Annotated in this window: 15 protein-coding genes; 11 read left to right on the top strand and 4 right to left on the bottom strand. The window is 52.5% G+C overall.

Annotated elements, in window-relative coordinates:
- Window positions 1–260 precede the first annotated feature (260 nt).
- The gene (locus ACQ29O_RS21740; RefSeq protein WP_000865260.1) at window positions 261–1,817 is read right to left on the bottom strand and encodes a bifunctional metallophosphatase/5'-nucleotidase; all 1,557 of its coding nucleotides are present in this window, start codon (window positions 1,815–1,817) and stop codon (window positions 261–263) included.
- A 135-nt stretch (window positions 1,818–1,952) separates the two neighbouring features.
- Here ACQ29O_RS21740 and ACQ29O_RS21745 point away from each other — a divergent pair, with 135 nt between their 5' ends.
- The 3 genes from ACQ29O_RS21745 (at window position 1,953) to mscS (ending at window position 5,170) form a co-directional block, all read left to right on the top strand.
- Window positions 1,953–3,077, top strand: a complete 1,125-nt coding sequence (locus ACQ29O_RS21745) for a hypothetical protein (RefSeq protein WP_001134811.1) — start codon at window positions 1,953–1,955, stop codon at window positions 3,075–3,077.
- 234 nt (window positions 3,078–3,311) lie between these two features.
- Window positions 3,312–4,310, top strand: coding sequence for a hypothetical protein (locus tag ACQ29O_RS21750; protein WP_000406824.1), 999 nt, complete (start codon window positions 3,312–3,314; stop codon window positions 4,308–4,310).
- Between the two features lie 2 nt (window positions 4,311–4,312).
- Window positions 4,313–5,170, top strand: a complete 858-nt coding sequence (gene mscS, locus ACQ29O_RS21755) for a small-conductance mechanosensitive channel MscS (RefSeq protein ID WP_020937216.1) — start codon at window positions 4,313–4,315, stop codon at window positions 5,168–5,170.
- A 115-nt stretch (window positions 5,171–5,285) separates the two neighbouring features.
- On the opposite strand, the gene metL is transcribed toward mscS, so the two are convergent.
- Window positions 5,286–7,718, bottom strand: a complete 2,433-nt coding sequence (metL, locus tag ACQ29O_RS21760; RefSeq protein ID WP_000110811.1) for a bifunctional aspartate kinase/homoserine dehydrogenase II — start codon at window positions 7,716–7,718, stop codon at window positions 5,286–5,288.
- A gap of 2 nt (window positions 7,719–7,720) precedes the next feature.
- Window positions 7,721–8,881 carry a cystathionine gamma-synthase gene (gene metB / locus ACQ29O_RS21765; protein WP_000197216.1) on the bottom strand — a complete coding sequence of 387 codons (1,161 nt, stop codon included), beginning with the start codon at window positions 8,879–8,881 and terminating at the stop codon, window positions 7,721–7,723.
- A gap of 264 nt (window positions 8,882–9,145) precedes the next feature.
- On the opposite strand from metB, the gene metJ reads away from it, so the two are divergent.
- The 3 genes from metJ (at window position 9,146) to ACQ29O_RS21780 (ending at window position 12,573) form a co-directional block, all read left to right on the top strand.
- The gene (gene metJ / locus ACQ29O_RS21770) at window positions 9,146–9,463 is read left to right on the top strand and encodes a met regulon transcriptional regulator MetJ (RefSeq protein ID WP_000852811.1); all 318 of its coding nucleotides are present in this window, start codon (window positions 9,146–9,148) and stop codon (window positions 9,461–9,463) included.
- A 456-nt stretch (window positions 9,464–9,919) separates the two neighbouring features.
- Window positions 9,920–11,710 carry an aryl-sulfate sulfotransferase gene (locus tag ACQ29O_RS21775; protein WP_020937218.1) on the top strand — a complete coding sequence of 597 codons (1,791 nt, stop codon included), beginning with the start codon at window positions 9,920–9,922 and terminating at the stop codon, window positions 11,708–11,710.
- Between the two features lie 200 nt (window positions 11,711–11,910).
- Window positions 11,911–12,573 carry a TIGR02117 family protein gene (locus tag ACQ29O_RS21780; protein WP_000792803.1) on the top strand — a complete coding sequence of 221 codons (663 nt, stop codon included), beginning with the start codon at window positions 11,911–11,913 and terminating at the stop codon, window positions 12,571–12,573.
- Between the two features lie 45 nt (window positions 12,574–12,618).
- Here the strand turns inward: ACQ29O_RS21780 and rpmE are convergent, their stop codons facing one another.
- Window positions 12,619–12,831: a 50S ribosomal protein L31 gene (gene rpmE / locus ACQ29O_RS21785; RefSeq protein WP_000715284.1), complete on the bottom strand. Its 213-nt coding sequence runs from the start codon at window positions 12,829–12,831 to the stop codon at window positions 12,619–12,621.
- 203 nt (window positions 12,832–13,034) lie between these two features.
- Here rpmE and priA point away from each other — a divergent pair, with 203 nt between their 5' ends.
- From priA to hslU, 5 genes are all read left to right on the top strand, one after another.
- A complete protein-coding gene (gene priA, locus ACQ29O_RS21790) occupies window positions 13,035–15,233 on the top strand; it encodes a primosomal protein N' (protein ID WP_000109382.1) in 2,199 nt (732 codons plus the stop codon).
- 154 nt (window positions 15,234–15,387) lie between these two features.
- Window positions 15,388–16,413, top strand: coding sequence for a DNA-binding transcriptional regulator CytR (cytR, locus tag ACQ29O_RS21795; RefSeq protein ID WP_000841337.1), 1,026 nt, complete (start codon window positions 15,388–15,390; stop codon window positions 16,411–16,413).
- Window positions 16,414–16,506: 93 nt separating this feature from the next.
- Window positions 16,507–17,481 carry a cell division protein FtsN gene (gene ftsN, locus ACQ29O_RS21800; protein ID WP_000068812.1) on the top strand — a complete coding sequence of 325 codons (975 nt, stop codon included), beginning with the start codon at window positions 16,507–16,509 and terminating at the stop codon, window positions 17,479–17,481.
- A gap of 91 nt (window positions 17,482–17,572) precedes the next feature.
- Entirely contained in the window at window positions 17,573–18,103 is a 531-nt protein-coding gene (gene hslV, locus ACQ29O_RS21805; RefSeq protein ID WP_000208240.1) for an ATP-dependent protease subunit HslV, read from the top strand.
- A 9-nt stretch (window positions 18,104–18,112) separates the two neighbouring features.
- A complete protein-coding gene (gene hslU / locus ACQ29O_RS21810) occupies window positions 18,113–19,444 on the top strand; it encodes an HslU--HslV peptidase ATPase subunit (protein ID WP_001293360.1) in 1,332 nt (443 codons plus the stop codon).
- Window positions 19,445–19,458 lie beyond the last annotated feature (14 nt).

The following is a 19,458-nucleotide window of genomic DNA, read 5'->3' on the forward strand; positions in this document are numbered from 1 at the left end:
TTCCCCCGAAAATTCATCATGCGATGATTTTCGCAGGGAAAGTTTCCCCTGCACCCCGCCACTTTTTACGCAGGACGCAGACCACCGGATAGAGGGGTAAATTTCAGCAGGAACATGCCGGGAACACAGCGCGTAACCCGGCAAAATTGCAGGCGCTACGCCAGACGGTTGATATCCGCGGTCCACGAATGATCCAGGCCAGACATACCGCCGTCCGGCCTGAATGCGCTAAAGGCCATTGCGCACAGGCAAGTAACCCCTTACTTCTTCACATCCGCAACGCGCATTCCTTTGAGCTGCTCATCCGTGATGGTGTTGCCCGCCTTAAAGTAATCGACTATCGCATTCGACACATAGTAGCCGCCGGAGGTATTCCGCGCCTGGCCTTCCGTGAATGCCGCAAAACCGTCGCCGCCGTCGGCAAGGAAGCTGTTGGTAGCGATGTGATAAACCGCCGCATCATCAATCGGCTTGCCATTGAGCGTCAGCACGGTAACCCGCTGGCCGACAGGTTTGCTGCTGTCATACTTCATCTCCAGCCCTTTAGACACCTGCAATACGCCGTTGCTTAAGCCAGCGCCATGCTCCATCAGGCTGCGCAATTGTTTACCGGTTAAATCCATCGTGACCAGTTCATTAGGGAACGGGAAGGTACTGATTACCGCCCCCATCGTCACCGCGCCAGCCGGGATTTCGTTGCGGATACCGCCAGAGTTAGTAAGCGCTAACTGGGTGTCTTTCCCCGCCGTAAAAAGCAGCGCATCCGCCGCCAGATTCCCCAGCGACGACGATTCGCCATACGCGCGGGTCAGCTCAACCGGCGACTGCGCCACCGTTTGCTGCACGACTTTATCGAGCTTTTTGTTCCAGCCGTCGATCACCTGTTTCGTTTGCGGATCTGGCTTCCACTCATCAGCAAAAATGGTCTTCAGCTCGAAGTTCTTCACGGTAAACTGATGCGGCTTTTCCTGGTAGTCCAGCACCAATTTGCCGACATCAATGCCGCCGCTGTCCGTTGAAAGAATCAGCGTATTACCGACTTTAATCGGTTCCGGCGTACCGACATGCGCGTGGCCGGTAATCAAAATATCCAGCCCTTTTACCTGACTTGCGGTCTGAATATCTTTATCCAGCGCGCGTCGCACATCGGTATTCCCCATGCTGGACTGGCGGGCCGGGGTGCCTTCGTGGATCAGCGCGACGGTCAGATCGACTTTACCTTTAAGTTCATCAATGTAACGTTGCAGCCACTTAATCTCATCGCGTGCCTCAATGCCCACGCGCGTCGCGGCGGATACCGTATCATTAAAAGCAAAGACACCGTGTAAGCCGATTACGCCAATCTTGACGCCATCTTTTTCAACAATGGTGTACGGCTTATCCCAGAAGGATTTACTGCTGTCCTCATAAAAAATATTGCCCTGCACGATAGGGAATTTTGCTCGGCTCAGTTGCAACAATGTATTGTCCCAGCCATGATCGAACTCATGATTACCGATAGTGGCAGCGTCATACTGCATGGTATTCAAAATATCGATAATCGCTTTACCCTTCGTCAGGCTGCTGATATACGGTCCGGTAAAGTAATCTCCGGCATCAAAAAACCACGTCGCCTTATTTTTGGCTTTTTCCTGCTTCACCAGCGTAGTGATATTGGCCCAACCGCCAATATCGCGTTTACCGTCAGCAATCCACGGTACTTTATAAGGCTCCACATGGGCGTGTAGATCGTTGGTGTAAATAATGGTGACATCTTTGGCGCAGGCCCAGAACGGCAGCGTGAACAAAATACCGGCAGCAAGCAGTTTTACTTTCATAAATAAGTCCCTTTCAGTCATATAAAGATTCGCTACGTTACGTTCTGAAAGGTTTTTTTATGTGAGAGTCCTCACACCCGCGTACCGCTTTATGAAGGCAGAATCAACGACCTGCCAAAATCGTTGGTAAAATGAATGCCGCCTCTGTTCACCATTAATGCCTGCAAAAGCGCTGGTTGTCGCAATCTTGGGCTGCCTGACTCGCCGGATTATGTGTGGCCGGACTATCGCCTGGGTTATCCGGCATTGCATTGTCGAGCCTGCGGCAGTTATCCGCCGCTCTTCAACGAGGGGGAATTTCGCCGCTGGGCGTCTGCTTATATCGCGCAATATGCCAAAGAGCATGGTCACTTTTGCCCCGATTGCTATCAAAAAACATGGATTCGTTATGGACGTAATCCCGGCGGAACGCAGCGACTTCAGTGCCAGTACTGTAAGAAAGTCTGGACGCCAAAACAGCACGCGCTGAATGTCGCCGAAACGCCGGAACAGATTTGCAGTATTCCGCTGCTCGTACCGTTTCAGGGAGCGAATGCCTTCCAGCAATTGTACTTTTTATTCAGTTTTGACGCTGTTCGCGGCAATATTCTTCACCTTTCCAGCAATTTCACGTTACTGTCTGCCGGAAAAAGTTTGCATTACCACTGGAAAGGAATTGCGCCGCCCGAGGGCGAGAAGGGCGATATTATTCACCGTATCGCCATTAAAGAACGGCAATTTTTACAGCGCAGCCAGTTCGATGAGATTCAGTATGGCCCGGCGGCGCTTAAACGGAACGCGCAAGGAACAATACTTCGCCCGGTCATTACGGCGCATGGTCATTTTCGGGTGCTGAAAAACCGTTTTCCTGATGTCACGACACACATCATTGCCCATGAGTGTTTTTTGCGCGGCGCGGTCATTACGGCATGGGCGGAGCGGTTTCGCCAGCGTCTCTCCTCGCTGTGGTTCGTTGAGGAAGAGATAAACGATGACGATTGCCGCGCAGAGTGGCAACTGTTAGGCAAAACATGGCAGGGATGGTGGCAAAATCAGTGGCAGCTCTGGGGGCAAGGTCACAACCGCAAAATGGTCTGTTCGTTAACCGGTTCCCACTTAGAACAAGGTGTCGCCGTTAATCTGGCGGCTAGTCGCCGCTTTGTTACCTGGCTATGGCAACAGCCTGAATTCCAGCAAAGCGCCCACTATTCCGCCAAACGCGTCACGCAAATTCTGTATTTGCTGACGGAAAAATATAACTCACAATGGAATCACATTTAACCCAATGATGTAATGCCACGCATAAAAAATCACAGATTATCATTCAGAAGGCGCTATAGATTTAATCACCTCACATCCTACTTTTATACGCTGAAAAAGAATAGAACTATTTGATAAAATGGCCCTTCGTTTTAAGTTAAAATTGGCTATAAACGTTATTCACATAATCAATATTTATTATCAATTTAAATAGTTCTATACATTCTTATTTTCTATGGAAAACAAGGGATAAATATGGAAATTACTTTACCGTCAATGTCAGATAAAAAATGGACCTGCGCCGATCTCCTGAGTAGCTATCGATTCTGGGGGATCACTTTTTTCTTTTTGGTGCTCTCTTTTATCAGTTCGCTGGGATCGTCGTATGGTGTTTATTTTTGGAGTAAATCACTGTCTATTCCAGCCGATCGTATTGGTGTTATTCTCGTTTGCGGCCAACTGGGATACCTCCTAGGTATGGTTGCCAGCTGGTTTGTCTGCCGTATAAAAAATTGTTACCCCTTCTACTTTGTTGCGCTCCTGTTAATCATTGGCGTGGTCTGTTCCTTCTGCATAAATGGCCCGTCTGACGTAGTCAGGCTTATCATAGCGCAGTTTTTAATTAATCTGGGTATGGGGATCGTAACGCTGTTAGTCCCCATGCTGCTTTTCAGCGCTATCGGCAGTGCTCAGACATTTGTTATTTTATTTAGCCTCTGCTTACTGTTCAAATTTATCATCGCTGGCTATCTGTCTATATTTATATACTCAATTCCTTATATAGGAATAACCGTAATTACTTTAGCGGTTATCGCGCTTTTGCTACTATTACCGCTCAAAAAAGAACTTTTCTATATTGCACCGCCCAAAAGGTTCTCATCAACCCAGCGACCTGAGTGCGCAGAACCCGTTGTCGTCGCATTATTGGCCTTTTTCATTCCATTTTATATTATTTATTGGTTCTTCAGAATTCACCGGGAAATACAATTTGTGGCGCCTTCGCCCCGACTCATGACCGCATGTGGCGCGGGATGGCTGTCAGCCATTATGCCGTTTGGCACAGCCATATTGTGTCTGACGCTTAGCGACGAAATCCGCGCTCTGCTGGCGAATAAAAACGAAGATGGCGGAATACGAACCGGCTGGACACTATTCTGGGCGTTACTGCTGCCACCCGTCGGCGCGGCGATTATCCAGGCAAAAATGAACCGTTTTATTACCGCTAATACCGCGGATACTGCTGACAGAGGATAAACATGGAAGGTTTTGAGTTATTTCCAAAAATTAAAGGCGCGATCAAATGGATGGCCGAGCACAGTGACTCGGTAATTCATTTTGGCTGGAATGTTGTTGCCGCCATCATTCTACTTTTCATCGGTAAGTTAATAGCTCGCTTACTATCGAGGGGGCTGGAAAAATTACTTCTCAGGCGGCAAGTGGATGCCACTATTGTCCACTTTTTCTCCGCGCTGGTTCGCTACATCACGATAGCTTTCACGGCAGTAGCCGCTCTTGGCCGTGTCGGTATAGAAACCTCCTCAATTATTGCCGTTATCGGCGCGGCGGGTTTAGCCATTGGTCTGGCGCTGCAAGGGGCACTTTCCAACTTTGCCGCAGGCGTACTGCTTGTCTCCCTGCGTCCTTTCCGCGCCGGGGAAATTGTACAAATTGGCCTGGTTATCGGCACAGTAGAAAAGGTCCATATTTTCTCCACCACTCTGCTCACTGCGGATAGCAAAGAAGTTGTCATCCCGAATGGTAAAATTATTGCTGATAATATTATCAACTATTCACGACACCCCTATCGACGTATTGATCTGATTATTGGCGTGGATTACCAAAGCCGTATTGCTGACGTAAAAAGCGTGATACATCGTATTATTGAACAAGATCATCGCATTGATAAAACCCGCGATATTACGGTCCGCCTGGGCGAACTTGCGCCCTCTAGCCTGAATTTCTATGTTCGCGTATGGGTGCCCAACGCTCAGTACTGGAGTACTTACTACGATCTTCTGGAAAATATCAAGGAAGCGATGGATGAAAACGGCATCAATATTCCTTACCCCCGGATGGATATCCGGGTTGAGAATGTAAAAAGCATCACGCCATAATGTTTCGTCAGCAATCGGATGGCGCTTCGTATATCAGTATCTACAGAATGACTGCATAACGTATTGATGAGGGAGCGAAGCGCAACCCGGCGCTTCGCTCACGAACTTGCCTTTATTACAGCAACTGCGCCAGGCGGTTGATATCCGACTGAATCGCCCCGGCGGTCACATCGCGGCCCGCGCCCGGCCCACGGATCACCAGCGGGTTATCGCGATACCAGCGGCTTTCAATAGCAAAGACATTATCGCACGGCAGCAGCGCCGCCAGCGGATGTTCCGGACGCACCGCTTCAACGCCGACGCGCGCTTTGCCATTGGCGTCGAAACGCGCCACGTAACGCAACACCAGCCCCAGTTCGCGGGCTGCCTCCAGACGCTGCACCATCTGTTCATTCAGCGCGTCGCCGTTTTCGAAAAAGTGATCGATAGACCCTTCTTCACAGTGCGCCGGCACCAACGATTCTACACGCACCTGATCCGGCTCGATGTCGTATCCCGCCTCGCGCGCCAGAATCACCAGCTTACGCATGACATCTTTTCCGGAAAGATCGACGCGCGGATCGGGTTCGGTCAGCCCCTGCTGCCAGGCCTGATCCACCAGATCGGTAAACGGCACCGTGCCGTCAAATTGCAGGAACAGCCAGGATAGCGTCCCGGAGAAGATCCCGCTGATCGAGAGAATCGTATCGCCGCTGTCAATCAGATCCCGCACCGTGTGGTTGATCGGCAATCCCGCGCCCACGGTGGCGTTATACAGCCAGTAACGCCCGGTTTTTTCAAACGCGTCATGAATCTGGCGATACTTATCGCTGGCGCTTGCGCCCGCCAGTTTATTGGCGCTAATCACATGAAAACCGTGGCTGGCGAAATCAAGATACTGATCGGCCAGTTGCTCGCTTGCTGTCACATCCAGCACCACTAAATCATCATACGGATGCGCACGCATCCACAGGAATAGCGACTCTTCGTCCTGCTCAACGGCTTCATCATCAAAGAATGCCAGCGCGCGGCTGGCATCCAGCCCTTCATAATTCAGCAGGCTACGGCGGCTATCCACCACGCCCGCCAGCACAAATTCAAAGCCAGTACGCGCGGAAAGCGTGCTTTGTTCACGGGCAAACAGTTCCAGCCAACGGGAGCCGATGTTCCCCTTACCGAACAGCATCAGGCCAATGCGTTTTTCGGCGCGGAAAACCGACTGATGCAGCCCCTGAATCAGGCTCTCAGTTGGGCCGGTACGCAGCACCGCCACCAGACTGATGCCCTCCTCCGACTGCCAGGTAAATTCCACTGGCTGACCTTTAAGCTGCTGCCAGAAGCGATGGCAGTGTAGCGGATTGCGAGTAACGCCCGCACCGACCATCGCCACCAGCGCCAGCCCCTGCCGCAGGCGCAATTCGCCCGGCAGCCCGACATCGTCGAGGAGTTTCAGTACGCTATCCGCTACCTCGGCGGTATAGCAGAACTGCAATAGCTGGCGATCGCGATGCACGCCCACTGCCAGCGGACGCGCCTGCGCCCGTTTTAAAATTTGGTCGAGCTCTTTATGCGCCAGCCTGAAATCCTGGCTGGCGGGCACCTGAAACTCAATCAGACAGATATCATCGTGACTGGTCACGATACGCGCGCCCGTCCCGGAAGCCAGCACTCGTTCAATTCGGGTTGACCCTTGATCCGGCGTGTAGCTACAGCGCAACTGCAAATCGATATCGCTGCCGGACACTGGCTGTAGCGTACGGGCGTGCAGAACAGGCGCCGCCAGACGCGCCAGCTCGCTGGCTTCGTCCAGACGCAGCAACGGCAGCAGGCAGGCATCTTTCACTTTGCGCGGGTCGGCACTATAAACGCCCGCGACATCGCTCCAGATGGTCACGCGGGAAACGCCCGCCAGCGCGCCGATTTGCGTGGCGGAATAGTCGGAACCGTTCCGGCCTAACAGGACCGTTTCGCCGTCATGATTGCGGCTGATAAAGCCGGTCACGACCAGACGTTTGCCCGGATGCTGCGCCAGTAGCTGTTGCAATAAAGGATAAGATAGCCCTTCATCAACCTGCGGCTGTGCGGCGCGTTCGGCGCGTAAAAATGCGCGCGCGTCCAGCCAGGCGGCATCCAGCCCCTGCTGATTCAGGACGGCGGACATCAATCTCGCCGACCAAATTTCGCCGTGTCCGACAATCTCAGCATAGACGGCATCCGTTACGCCGCCGTCGAGCAAGGCGGCAAGACGTTCCAGATCGCTGATAAAAGCGCTGGTTAAGTCATCTGCCGCGTCGGCGGGAAGCAGCCCGCTAATCAGATCGCACTGGTAGCGGCGTAACGTCTGTAATACCTGATGCGCAGAAAGGCGATCGGTCTGGCTTAACTTGAGCCAGCTAATCAACTGGTTGGTGGTACTGCCTGCGGCGGACACTACCATCATATCGTCAGGCTGCGAATACTCCGCCATAATGCCTGCGACACGCAGGTAACACTTCACATCCGCCAGACTACTGCCGCCAAATTTATGCAGTTGACGACCTTTCGCCCCTGCCTGCGCAATCACACTCATGTTTACCCCTTGTTTGCAGCCCGGAAGCCATTTTCCAGGTCGGCAATTAAATCTTCGCCATCTTCAATACCGGTGGAGATACGCAGTAGCGTTTCGGAGATCCCGGCGGCGGCACGCGCCTGCGGCGACATACCGGCATGCGTCATGGTGGCGGCGTGAGAGATCAAACTTTCCACTCCCCCTAAAGATTCCGCCAGCGTAAACAGCGACAGCCCGCCCAGAAAACGACGCAGCGTCTCCTCATCCCCATCCAGTTCAAAACTCAACATTGCGCCAAAGCCTTTTTGCTGGCGCGCGGCAATTTCATGCCCCTGATTTTCCGGCAGCGACGGGTGATACAGTTTTTTCACCAACGGCTGGGTTTGCAGATATTTCACAATCGCCTGCGCGTTGCGCTGCGCCAGCTCCATACGCGGCACCAGAGTTCGCAAACCGCGCAGCAGCAGATAGCTATCAAACGCCCCGCCGGTCACGCCAATATTATTCGCCCACCACGCCAGTTCAGTGACCACTTCCGGATCTTTCGCAATCACCACGCCGGCCACGACATCCGAATGACCGTTGAGATATTTCGTGCATGAATGCAACACCAGATCGGCACCCAACGCCAGCGGATTTTGCAGCGCCGGGCTTAAAAACGTGTTATCAACGACGCTCACTGCGCCCGCCTCGCGCGCCAGCCGACAGATTTTCGCAATATCCACCACGCGTAACAATGGATTACTTGGACTTTCTACCAGTACCAGCTTCGGTTTTTCTTCCAGCGCCGCCTGTAAGGCGCGTTCATCGCCCTGATCGACAAACCGCACACGATAACAGCCGCGTGTCGCCAGACTGTCAAACAGACGATAACTGCCGCCATAGCAATCATGCGGCGCGACCAGCAGATCGCCCGGCTTGAGGAAAACGGTGGTGACCAGATGAATCGCCGACATGCCGGTATTCGTCAATACCGCGCCCGCGCCGCCTTCCAGTTCCGCTAATGCGCGCTGAACAACATCACGCGTGGGATTACCGCGGCGGGAATAATCATGCGCGCGCGGCTCATTGAAACCGGTAAAGTTATAGGTACTGGAGAGATGGATTGGCGGCACAACGCAGCCGTATTGTTCGTCATCGTTTAATCCGCTACGCACTGCGATAGTGGCCTGTTTACGCGTCATATGAAGATATTCCTGGCTGAGTCGGTGAAAGTCAGGCCACAGATTAACCACTACCACAATAGACGTCAATACATCTGGACATCTAAACTTCTTTGCGTATAGATTGAGCAAACCGCAAATAGCCGTTAAAATTATATGCATTAGCGCACATCTGCGACCGCTAACTTCGTGTCAGGGCCGCGCCACTACGGTAAACTACGCGCGATTATGGTCCGGGCTCAGGTTCAGACCTCAATATTAATGACGAAGAGGATTAAGTATCTCATGGCTGAATGGAGCGGCGAATATATCAGCCCATACGCTGAGCACGGTAAGAAGAGTGAGCAAGTCAAAAAAATTACGGTTTCCATTCCTCTGAAGGTGTTAAAAATCCTCACCGATGAACGTACGCGTCGTCAGGTGAACAACCTGCGCCACGCCACCAACAGCGAGCTGTTGTGTGAAGCATTTCTGCACGCCTTTACCGGGCAACCCTTGCCGGATGATGCCGATCTGCGAAAAGAGCGCAGCGATGAAATCCCGGAAGCGGCAAAAGAGATCATGCGTGAGATGGGGATTGATCCGGAAACGTGGGAATACTGATAGCAAAGCATGCGGTCAGAACGCCTCTGGCCGCGCTTTTTTAACGATTCCCCTTGTACACGGCTATCTCCGACATTGTTCTAAATGTTCATCTTCCCGAATAGCCCTCGGTGGATAAATTTGTCAGACATGATAAGTTTCTCTTCGTTATTTTCCTGGAAAAAATTCCCGGCATGTTATAACCGATATAATTTTATTATATTTAAACTTCTAATATTTATTTAATGTTTCACGTAGCAAAGCGCATATGAATAATAATACAGCGCCATATATTTACTGAGCAAATAGTATAACGATGAGTATTGTTAAAAAGACCATGGACACCTCATATTTGTGACCAACATCATTATTCCCCTCCGCGGATTGTTTTACTTTTTTAAATGTTTTTTCATCTCCGATAAATAAGAAGGTTAATATATATTCATTTTATCGATAATATCGAATGGGGAAATAAATATGTTATTTACAAGGAAAGTCTTACCTGTATTATGCTGCCTGTGTTTGAGCGGCAGCGTTTTGGCCTCAGGCGTTTTAGACCCAAACAGGCCAATGGTCGCATCAGCATATGTCATTCCAGTCCATGAGGGGCCATTAGGTATGGTCGATGTCGCTCCCTACGGCGGCGTTTTCCCATTAACAGCAATCATTAATAAAGCCAATCATAATGTACAGGACGTGAAGGTTACCGTTTTAGGGAAAGGGGAAAAAGGTATCCCGATCAGTTATGATGTCGGCCCGCAGGCTATAAATACCCATGACGGCATACCTGTATTTGGCTTGTATCCAGATTATGTCAATAAGGTTAAAGTTGACTGGACTGAAGAAGGTAAAAAACAAACTTATACGTGGTCCATTTACGCCGCACCGGTATCATTACCCTCTACTACCGGGCAAACTGCCGTTCTTCCTACGGTAGAACCGGTTAAAGTCGATAGCTCGCTTAAAAATCGCTTATATCTTTTTAACCATATAACGGGGATGCCAAGAGCCGGCCACATTATGCATGCCGCAGGCGGCGCGGCGAACTGGGATTATACCGGTATCAACTGGATTAGCGATACGAATGGCGATGTTCGTGGCTATATGAATATTGATAAATTCCGTAACCAGGATGATATAACGCGTTTTGGTTCCATGATGAGCTTCCATCAGGTTAACGATGGCAATCTTATTTTTGGCCAGGGTCAACGTTACTTTAAATATGATTTCTTAGGCCGCGTTATTTCTGATAAACGACTGCCAAAAGGATTTATTGATTTTTCGCACGCCATTACCGAAACGCCGAAAGGCACCTACCTGCCGCGTGTCGCAAAAGAAAATTATCCATTAAATGGTAAATACACCATCAATACTGTGCGTGATCATATTCTTGAAGTTGACCAGAACGGCGATACCGTCGATTACTGGGATCTGCCAAAAATCCTCGACCCCTATCGTGACGACGTTATTCTGGCGATGGATCAGGGAGCGGTATGTTTGAGCGTCGATGCCGAACATTCCGGTCAGGTCATGACCAAAGAGCAGCTTGCAAAACAACCCTTCGGCGATATCGCGGGCTCCGGCCCGGGCCGCAACTGGGCGCATGTTAACTCCGTCAGCTACGATCCTCGCGACGACAGCATTATCATTAGCTCGCGCCACCAGTCTGCCATCATCAAAATTGGCCGCGATAAAAAAGTGAAATGGATACTTTCCGATCCATCCGGCTGGAAAGGCGAACTGGCGAAAAAAGTGCCGAAACCCGTAGACAGCAACGGTAAACCGCTAACCTGCGAAGCTCACCACTGCGACGGTGGATTTGACTGGACATGGACACAACATACCGGTTGGTTAGTGCCATCCAAAAGCACCGGAGGTAAAACCGTCGTGACCGCCTTTGATAACGGCGATGCGCGCGGCATGGAACAACCGGCCATGCCGTCAATGAAATATTCCCGCGGCGTGGAATATCAGATTGACGAAAAAAATATGACGGTTTCCCAAATGTGGGAATATGGTAAAGAGCGCGGTTTTGACTGGTACAGCGCCATTACTTCCGTCACGGAATATCGCCCGGAAACCAAAACGATGTTCATGTACTCGGCCACAGCGGGAATGAGCGGTACAAAACCGATCGTTTCCGTTCTGGATGAAGTCAAAGACGGTACTCAGGATGTGATGCTGGAGCTAAAAGTACACAGTAACCGTGCCGGTATGCTGGGTTATCGGGCGCTGATTATCGATCCAGAGCAGATGTTTAAAAAATAAAGCGAGATAGTAAAAGTAAAACAGGCGGAAGCTAACTTCCGCCTGAATGGTTAAAACGTATTGTAGTTATGACATTCGCCTTATTGCCCTCGAAGAGGAATGCAAAAATATCAATGAATTACCAATCCGGCACCGACCCGATAAGCGCAGCGTCATTAGACAAACGCCACAACATACCGCGCCTTTGCTGGTGATATGTCATGAAAAATCTCTTTATCGCCTGGTTAAGTTTATTGCTATATGGCTGCACAACCTTTCCACAAGCCGTAAAACCTACGACAGGCGGACAGCCCTACCCGACGGAAATCTATATCGTCAGTCATGGCTGGCACACGGGAATTATTGCGCCGGCCCATGATGTTAATACCGTTCTGCCACAGCTTAAAAAACGGTTCGCTCAGGAGACGCAGTGGTATGAAATCGGCTGGGGCGATAAGGGCTTTTATCAGTCACAAGAAATAACCACCGCGCTTACGCTCCAGGCCATGTTCTGGTCATCCGGCGCGGTTATGCACATCGTCGCCTTTTCCGGTAAACCAGAACGCTATTTCGCCGGTAGCGAGATAAAATCACTGCTTCTGCACACAAACCAGCGTAACAGTCTGATGCGCTATCTGGGCCGCAGCTTTGCGCGTGACGAAGAGGGTAATCTGATTCCGTTAAAACAAGGAATTTACGGCGATAGCCAGTTTTACGCCGCGAATGGCCGCTACGGCATACTCAATACCTGCAATAAATGGACAGCGAAGGGGCTGGAAAGCGCGGGACTAACTATAAATCCTTCGTTAAAACTCACGGCAGGAAGCGTAATGAAAGCGATTACGGATCACAGAATGTGTCTGAACAAATACTGTTATCCCTAGAAAACAAAAAAAGCGCCCTGCGGCGCTTTTTTTTCTGGCGGTAACTTATTTGCTGCCAGGGATGCTGAAGCGCTTGTTGAAGCGCTCAACACGACCACCGGTATCAACAACACGCTGCTTACCAGTGAAGAACGGGTGGCATTTGCCGCACACGTCCAGGTTCAGGTCGTGACCCACGGTAGAGTGGGTTTTGATAACATTACCGCAAGAACAGGTTGCAGTAATTTCTACGTAATTCGGGTGAATACCTTTTTTCATGGGGAACCTCAGTGTAAGGCCGCGTCGCTCTTCCAGCCCTAACGCCAGACACCACGCGAAGTTAATAGTAAAGGGTTTGATGCTCACAACACGCACCAAAGGCGGCGAATCATACAGAATTTGACCACCGTATGCAAACTGATCCGCGCTCCCTTATCGTAATGTGTATACTACCCGACGAAATTTCAAGTCAGGAAGATGCTATGTCCGTCGCGCACGTTGCCTTGCCCGTTCCGCTTCCCCGAACCTTTGATTACCTGCTGCCGGAAGGCGGGGTCGCCAAAGCCGGGTGCCGCGTGCGTGTGCCGTTCGGCAAGCAGCAAGAGCGCGTGGGCATTGTCGTCTCGGTTAGCGACCACAGCGAATTGCCGCTCGATGAATTAAAATCGGTCATTGACATCCTGGATAACGAACCAATCTTTTCTCCCTCCATCTGGCGCTTACTCCTCTGGGCGGCGGATTACTACCACCACCCCCTCGGCGACGTTCTGTTTCACGCTCTGCCGGTTTTACTGCGTCAGGGAAAACCAGCCAGCAACGCGCCCCTATGGTATTGGTTCGCCACCGAAGAGGGGCAAGCCGTCGACATCAACAGCCTGAAACGCTCCGCCAAACAACAACAGGCGCTGGCGGCGCTACGGCAAGGAAAGATCTGGCGCTATCAGGTAGCCGAGCTTGATTTTACTGACGCCACGCTGCAAACGCTGCGGCGTAAGGGGCTTTGTGAGCTTGCCAGTGAAGCGCCCGCGTTTACCGACTGGCGGGAGCATTATGCCATCGCAGGAGAGCGCCTGCGGCTGAATACCGAACAGGCGACAGCAGTCGGCGCAATTCACAGCGCGTCGGACGGTTTCTCCGCCTGGTTGCTGGCAGGCGTAACCGGTTCCGGCAAGACCGAAGTGTATCTGAGCGTGCTGGAAAACGTCCTCGCCCAGGGCAAACAGGCGCTGGTGATGGTGCCGGAAATCGGCCTGACGCCGCAAACGATCGCCCGTTTTCGCGAACGTTTTAACGCGCCGGTGGAAGTGCTGCATTCCGGGCTAAACGACAGCGAGCGTCTTTCGGCATGGCTGAAAGCGAAAAACGGCGAAGCGGCGATTGTCATCGGCACGCGCTCCTCGCTGTTTACGCCGTTTAAAAATCTTGGCGTGATTGTCATCGACGAAGAGCACGACAGCTCTTATAAACAGCAGGAAGGGTGGCGCTACCATGCCCGCGATTTGGCAGTGTATCGCGCCCATAGCGAGCAGATCCCGATTATTCTCGGCTCCGCCACCCCAGCCCTGGAAACGCTATGCAACGTGCGGCAGAAAAAATACCGGATGCTGCGTCTGACGCGGCGCGCAGGCAACGCCCGCCCAGCCCTGCAGCATGTGCTGGATTTAAAAGGCCAGCGTCTTCAGGCGGGACTGGCGCCCGCCCTTATCGCCCGTATGCGCCAACATCTCCAGGCCGACAATCAGGTAATTTTATTTCTTAACCGCCGGGGATTCGCGCCCGCGCTGCTTTGCCACGACTGCGGCTGGATTGCAGAGTGCCCGCGTTGCGATCACTACTACACGCTGCACCAGGCGCAGCATCATTTACGCTGTCATCACTGCGACAGCCAGCGTCCGGTACCGCGTCAGTGCCCCTCCTGCGGCTCCACACATATGTTACCGGTTGGGTTAGGGACGGAACAGCTGGAGCAGGTGCTGGCGCCCTTCTTCCCCGGCGTGCCGATCTCACGAATCGACCGTGATACCACCAGTCGTAAAGGCGCGCTGGAGCAGCATCTGGCGGAAGTTCACCGCGGCGGAGCACGCATCCTGATAGGCACACAAATGCTGGCGAAAGGCCATCACTTTCCGGATGTCACGCTGGTGGCGTTGCTGGATGTCGATGGCGCGCTTTTTTCCGCAGATTTTCGTTCGGCGGAACGCTTCGCCCAGCTCTACACTCAGGTTTCCGGCCGCGCCGGGCGCGCGGGCAAACAGGGCGAAGTGGTGCTCCAAACGCACCATCCTGAGCATCCCCTGCTGCAAACGTTACTGTATAAAGGCTATGATGCGTTTGCGGAGCAGGCGCTGGCGGAACGGCAAACGCTCCAGCTTCCGCCGTGGACCAGCCACGTCATTATTCGCGCAGAGGATCATAACAATCAGCAGGCGCCCGTCTTTCTCCAACAGTTGCGTAATCTGATTCAGGCCAGCCCGCTATCAGACGATAAGCTGTGGATCTTAGGTCCGGTTCCGGCCCTCGCGCCAAAACGCGGCGGCCGCTATCGCTGGCAAATTTTACTTCAGCATCCTTCACGGATTCGCCTGCAACACATCATCAGCGGCACGCTGGCGTTGATCAATACGCTCCCGGAAGCGCGGAAAGTTAAATGGGTTCTGGACGTCGATCCGATTGAAGGATAGTCCTCACGATGCGAGGCGGATCGTAAAATTAAAGATCCATCACACTTTTTATGAAAATTCTGTAACCGCTTCCACGCACTATCTGATAAAAATGTTTTCGATGAGTGTTACCAGGGATAGATCTGCGCCAGCAGTTCCCAGGCGAGGAGAAAGAGTGAAATCGAACAAGCAGGTTACTGCCGCTACGATGAAGGATGTTGCGTTGAAGGCGAAAGTCTCTACGGCAACCGTATCCCGCGCGTTAATGAACCCCGATAAAGTCTCCCAGTCGACCCGTAGCCGGGTTGAACAGGCCGCGCTTGAAGTGGGTTATTTCCCGCAGTCGATGGGGCGAAATGTAAAACGCAATGAATCCCGTACGATTTTGGTGATTGTCCCGGATATTTGCGATCCCTTCTTCAGTGAAATTATCCGCGGTATCGAAGTGACCGCGGCAGAACAGGGGTATCTGGTGCTGATTGGCGATTGCGCCCATCAAAACCAGAAAGAAAAAACCTTTCTTAATCTCATCATCACCAAACAGATCGACGGCATGGTACTTCTCAGTTCCCGACTGCCCTTTGACGCCAGCGTTGAGGAGCAGCGCAATTTGCCTCCGATGGTGATGTCGAATGAGTTCGCGCCGGAGCTTGAATTGCCGACGGTACATATCGATAACCTGACCGCCGCGTTCAACGCCATGAATTACCTGTTGGATTTGGGCCACAAGCGGATTGGTTGTATTGCGGGGCCGGAAGATATGCCGCTCTGTCACTATCGCTTACAAGGTTACGTACAGGCATTAAGACGCAGTGGCATTGTGGTCGATCCGCATTACATCGCCCGTGGCGACTTTACCTTTGAAGCCGGGGCAAACGCATTAAAGCAGTTGCTTGAGCAACCGTTGCCGCCTACCGCCGTCTTTTGTCATAGCGACGTAATGGCGCTGGGCGCCCTCTCCTGGGCCAAGCGCCAGGGTCTGAAAGTACCTGACGATCTGTCGATTATCGGCTTTGACAATATCGCGCTGGCCGAGTTTTGCGACCCTCCGTTGACAACCGTGGCGCAGCCGCGTTTTGACATTGGTCGCGAAGCGATGCTGCTGTTGCTCGATCAGATGCAGGGGCAAAATGTGAGCAGCGGCTCGCGTTTAATGGATTGCGAGCTGATTATTCGCGGTTCTACGCGCGCTTTACCCTAAAGTAAATAGCTTTAAGACTCACCTGTCTGGTCAAAGGCCCGCCGCTTCAGTAACATGACGGGCTGACGAACGAATAAATACAGCGAAACGATAGTGGCACAACGAGATTATGTACGTCGCGGCCAACCGGCTCCTTCGCGGCGCAAAAAGAGCACCTCACGGAACTCACGGAAGAAGCAAAGCAACATGCCTGCCGTCTCGCCGGCAATGGTCGCGATTGCGGCAGCCGTCCTTGTGACCTTTATCGGCGGTCTGTACTTCATTACTCACCATAAGAAAGAAGAGTCCGAAACGCTACAAAACCAGAAAGTCACCGGCAATGGGCTTCCGCCAAAACCGGAAGAGCGCTGGCGTTACATCAAAGAGCTGGAAAGTCGCCAGCCAGGCGTGCGTACGCCAACGGAACCGTCCGCCGGCGGTGAAGTCATGAACCCGAATCAGCTCACCAGCGAGCAGCGTCAACTTCTGGAGCAGATGCAGGCGGATATGCGTCAGCAGCCAACGCAACTTAACGAAGTGCCGTGGAACGAGCAGACGCCAGAACAACGCCAGCAAACGCTACAGCGCCAGCGTCAGGCGCAGCAGCAGCAGTGGGCTCAAACGCAGCCTGTTCAGCAACCACGTACGCAGCCGCGGGTAAACGAACAGTCGCAAACGCGCACGGTACAGTCCGCCCCGGCGCAACCCGCGCGCCAAAGTCAGCCGCCGAAGCAGACGGCCTCGCAGCAACCTTATCAGGATTTGCTGCAAACGCCGGCGCATACCAGCGCGGCAGCGCCAAAAGCCGCGCCCATTACGCGCGCGCCTGAAGCGCCGAAGGCGACAGCAGAGAAAAAAGATGAACGTCGCTGGATGGTGCAATGTGGTTCATTCAAAGGCGCCGAGCAGGCAGAAAGCGTCCGCGCTCAGCTGGCGTTTGAAGGCTTTGACTCCAAAATTACCACCAATAACGGCTGGAATCGCGTGGTTATCGGGCCGGTGAAAGGTAAAGAAAATGCCGACAGCACCATTAACCGTCTGAAGATGGCGGGCCATACAAACTGCATTCGACTCGCCACCGGGGGTTGAAACCCTCAAAATCTCCCCCATCTATACTTGCATTATGCCCCGTACGCCGTACGGGGCCGCAATTCAGCATTAGTAACCAAGGGGTCTGCTCGTGACAACAATAGTAAGCGTACGCCGTAACGGCCACGTGGTAATCGCCGGTGATGGTCAGGCCACACTGGGTAACACAGTAATGAAAGGCAACGTGAAGAAAGTCCGCCGCCTCTACAACGACAAGGTCATTGCGGGCTTTGCGGGCGGTACTGCGGATGCATTCACGCTGTTCGAGCTGTTTGAACGTAAACTGGAAATGCATCAGGGGCACCTGGTCAAAGCCGCCGTTGAACTGGCGAAAGACTGGCGTACCGACCGCATGCTACGCAAACTGGAAGCGTTGCTGGCCGTCGCGGATGAAACCGCTTCGCTCATCATCACGGGTAACGGCGATGTCGTGCAACCTGAAAACGATTTAATTGCTATCGGCTCCGGCGGTCCTTATGCCCAGGCTGCCGCTCGCGCTCTGTTGGAAAATACCGAGCTCGGCGCGCGCGAAATTGCTGAAAAGGCGTTGGATATTGCAGGCGATATCTGCATTTACACCAACCATTTCCACACCATTGAAGAATTGACCGCCAAAGCGTAAGGACCCCTCATGTCTGAAATGACCCCACGCGAAATTGTCAGCGAACTGAACAAACACATTATCGGCCAGGATAACGCAAAGCGTTCCGTGGCGATTGCATTGCGTAACCGCTGGCGTCGTATGCAGCTTGATGAAGAGCTGCGCCACGAAGTAACGCCGAAAAATATTCTGATGATTGGCCCGACCGGCGTCGGTAAAACCGAAATCGCCCGTCGTCTGGCAAAACTCGCCAACGCACCGTTCATTAAAGTCGAAGCCACCAAATTCACCGAAGTGGGCTACGTCGGGAAAGAAGTGGACTCTATCATCCGCGATCTGACCGATGCCGCTGTGAAAATGGTTCGCGTACAGGCTATCGAGAAAAACCGCTATCGTGCGGAAGAGTTGGCGGAAGAACGTATTCTCGACGTACTGATCCCACCCGCAAAAAATAACTGGGGCCAGGCCGAACAGCAGCAGGAGCCTTCTGCCGCCCGCCAAACGTTCCGCAAAAAACTGCGCGAAGGCCAGCTCGACGATAAAGAGATCGAGATTAACCTCGCCGCCGCGCCGATGGGCGTAGAGATTATGGCGCCTCCGGGCATGGAAGAGATGACCAGCCAGTTGCAGTCTATGTTCCAGAACCTGGGCGGTCAGAAACAGAAACCGCGTAAGCTGAAAATTAAAGACGCGATGAAACTGTTGGTTGAAGAAGAGGCTGCTAAGCTGGTCAACCCGGAAGAGCTGAAACAGGACGCTATCGACGCGGTTGAACAGCACGGCATCGTGTTTATCGATGAAATTGACAAAATTTGTAAGCGTGGCGAAACCTCCGGCCCGGATGTTTCACGCGAAGGCGTACAGCGCGACTTACTGCCGCTGGTAGAAGGCTGCACGGTTTCGACCAAACACGGGATGGTCAAAACGGATCATATTCTGTTTATCGCCTCTGGCGCGTTCCAGGTGGCGAAGCCGTCTGATCTGATCCCGGAACTGCAGGGCCGTCTGCCGATTCGCGTTGAACTTCAGGCGCTGACCACCAGCGATTTCGAACGCATTTTGACCGAGCCAAACGCGTCCGTCACCGTGCAGTATAAAGCGCTGATGGCAACTGAAGGCGTCAATATCGAGTTCACCGATTCCGGTATTAAACGTATTGCCGAAGCCGCCTGGCAGGTTAACGAAACCACCGAAAACATCGGCGCGCGCCGTCTGCATACCGTACTGGAGCGTCTGATGGAAGAAATTTCCTATAACGCCAGCGATCTGCACGGCCAAAACATCACAATTGATGCGGAATATGTGAGCAAACATCTGGATGCGCTGGTCGCAGATGAAGATCTAAGCCGTTTTATCTTATAATCGCGTCCAATGCA

Source organism: Salmonella sp. GDC200615 (genome assembly GCF_050574145.1).
In the GTDB taxonomy this organism is placed as follows: Bacteria; Pseudomonadota; Gammaproteobacteria; order Enterobacterales; family Enterobacteriaceae; genus Salmonella; species Salmonella enterica.

Coding starts and splice junctions, on each gene's coding strand:
- ACQ29O_RS21740 (WP_000865260.1), bottom strand. CDS start 1,817: ATGAAAGTAAAACTGCTTGCTGCCGGTATTTTGTTCACGCTGCCGTTC.
- ACQ29O_RS21745 (WP_001134811.1), top strand. CDS start 1,953: ATGCCGCCTCTGTTCACCATTAATGCCTGCAAAAGCGCTGGTTGTCGC.
- ACQ29O_RS21750 (WP_000406824.1), top strand. CDS start 3,312: ATGGAAATTACTTTACCGTCAATGTCAGATAAAAAATGGACCTGCGCC.
- mscS (WP_020937216.1), top strand. CDS start 4,313: ATGGAAGGTTTTGAGTTATTTCCAAAAATTAAAGGCGCGATCAAATGG.
- metL (WP_000110811.1), bottom strand. CDS start 7,718: ATGAGTGTGATTGCGCAGGCAGGGGCGAAAGGTCGTCAACTGCATAAA.
- metB (WP_000197216.1), bottom strand. CDS start 8,881: ATGACGCGTAAACAGGCCACTATCGCAGTGCGTAGCGGATTAAACGAT.
- metJ (WP_000852811.1), top strand. CDS start 9,146: ATGGCTGAATGGAGCGGCGAATATATCAGCCCATACGCTGAGCACGGT.
- ACQ29O_RS21775 (WP_020937218.1), top strand. CDS start 9,920: ATGTTATTTACAAGGAAAGTCTTACCTGTATTATGCTGCCTGTGTTTG.
- ACQ29O_RS21780 (WP_000792803.1), top strand. CDS start 11,911: ATGAAAAATCTCTTTATCGCCTGGTTAAGTTTATTGCTATATGGCTGC.
- rpmE (WP_000715284.1), bottom strand. CDS start 12,831: ATGAAAAAAGGTATTCACCCGAATTACGTAGAAATTACTGCAACCTGT.
- priA (WP_000109382.1), top strand. CDS start 13,035: ATGTCCGTCGCGCACGTTGCCTTGCCCGTTCCGCTTCCCCGAACCTTT.
- hslU (WP_001293360.1), top strand. CDS start 18,113: ATGTCTGAAATGACCCCACGCGAAATTGTCAGCGAACTGAACAAACAC.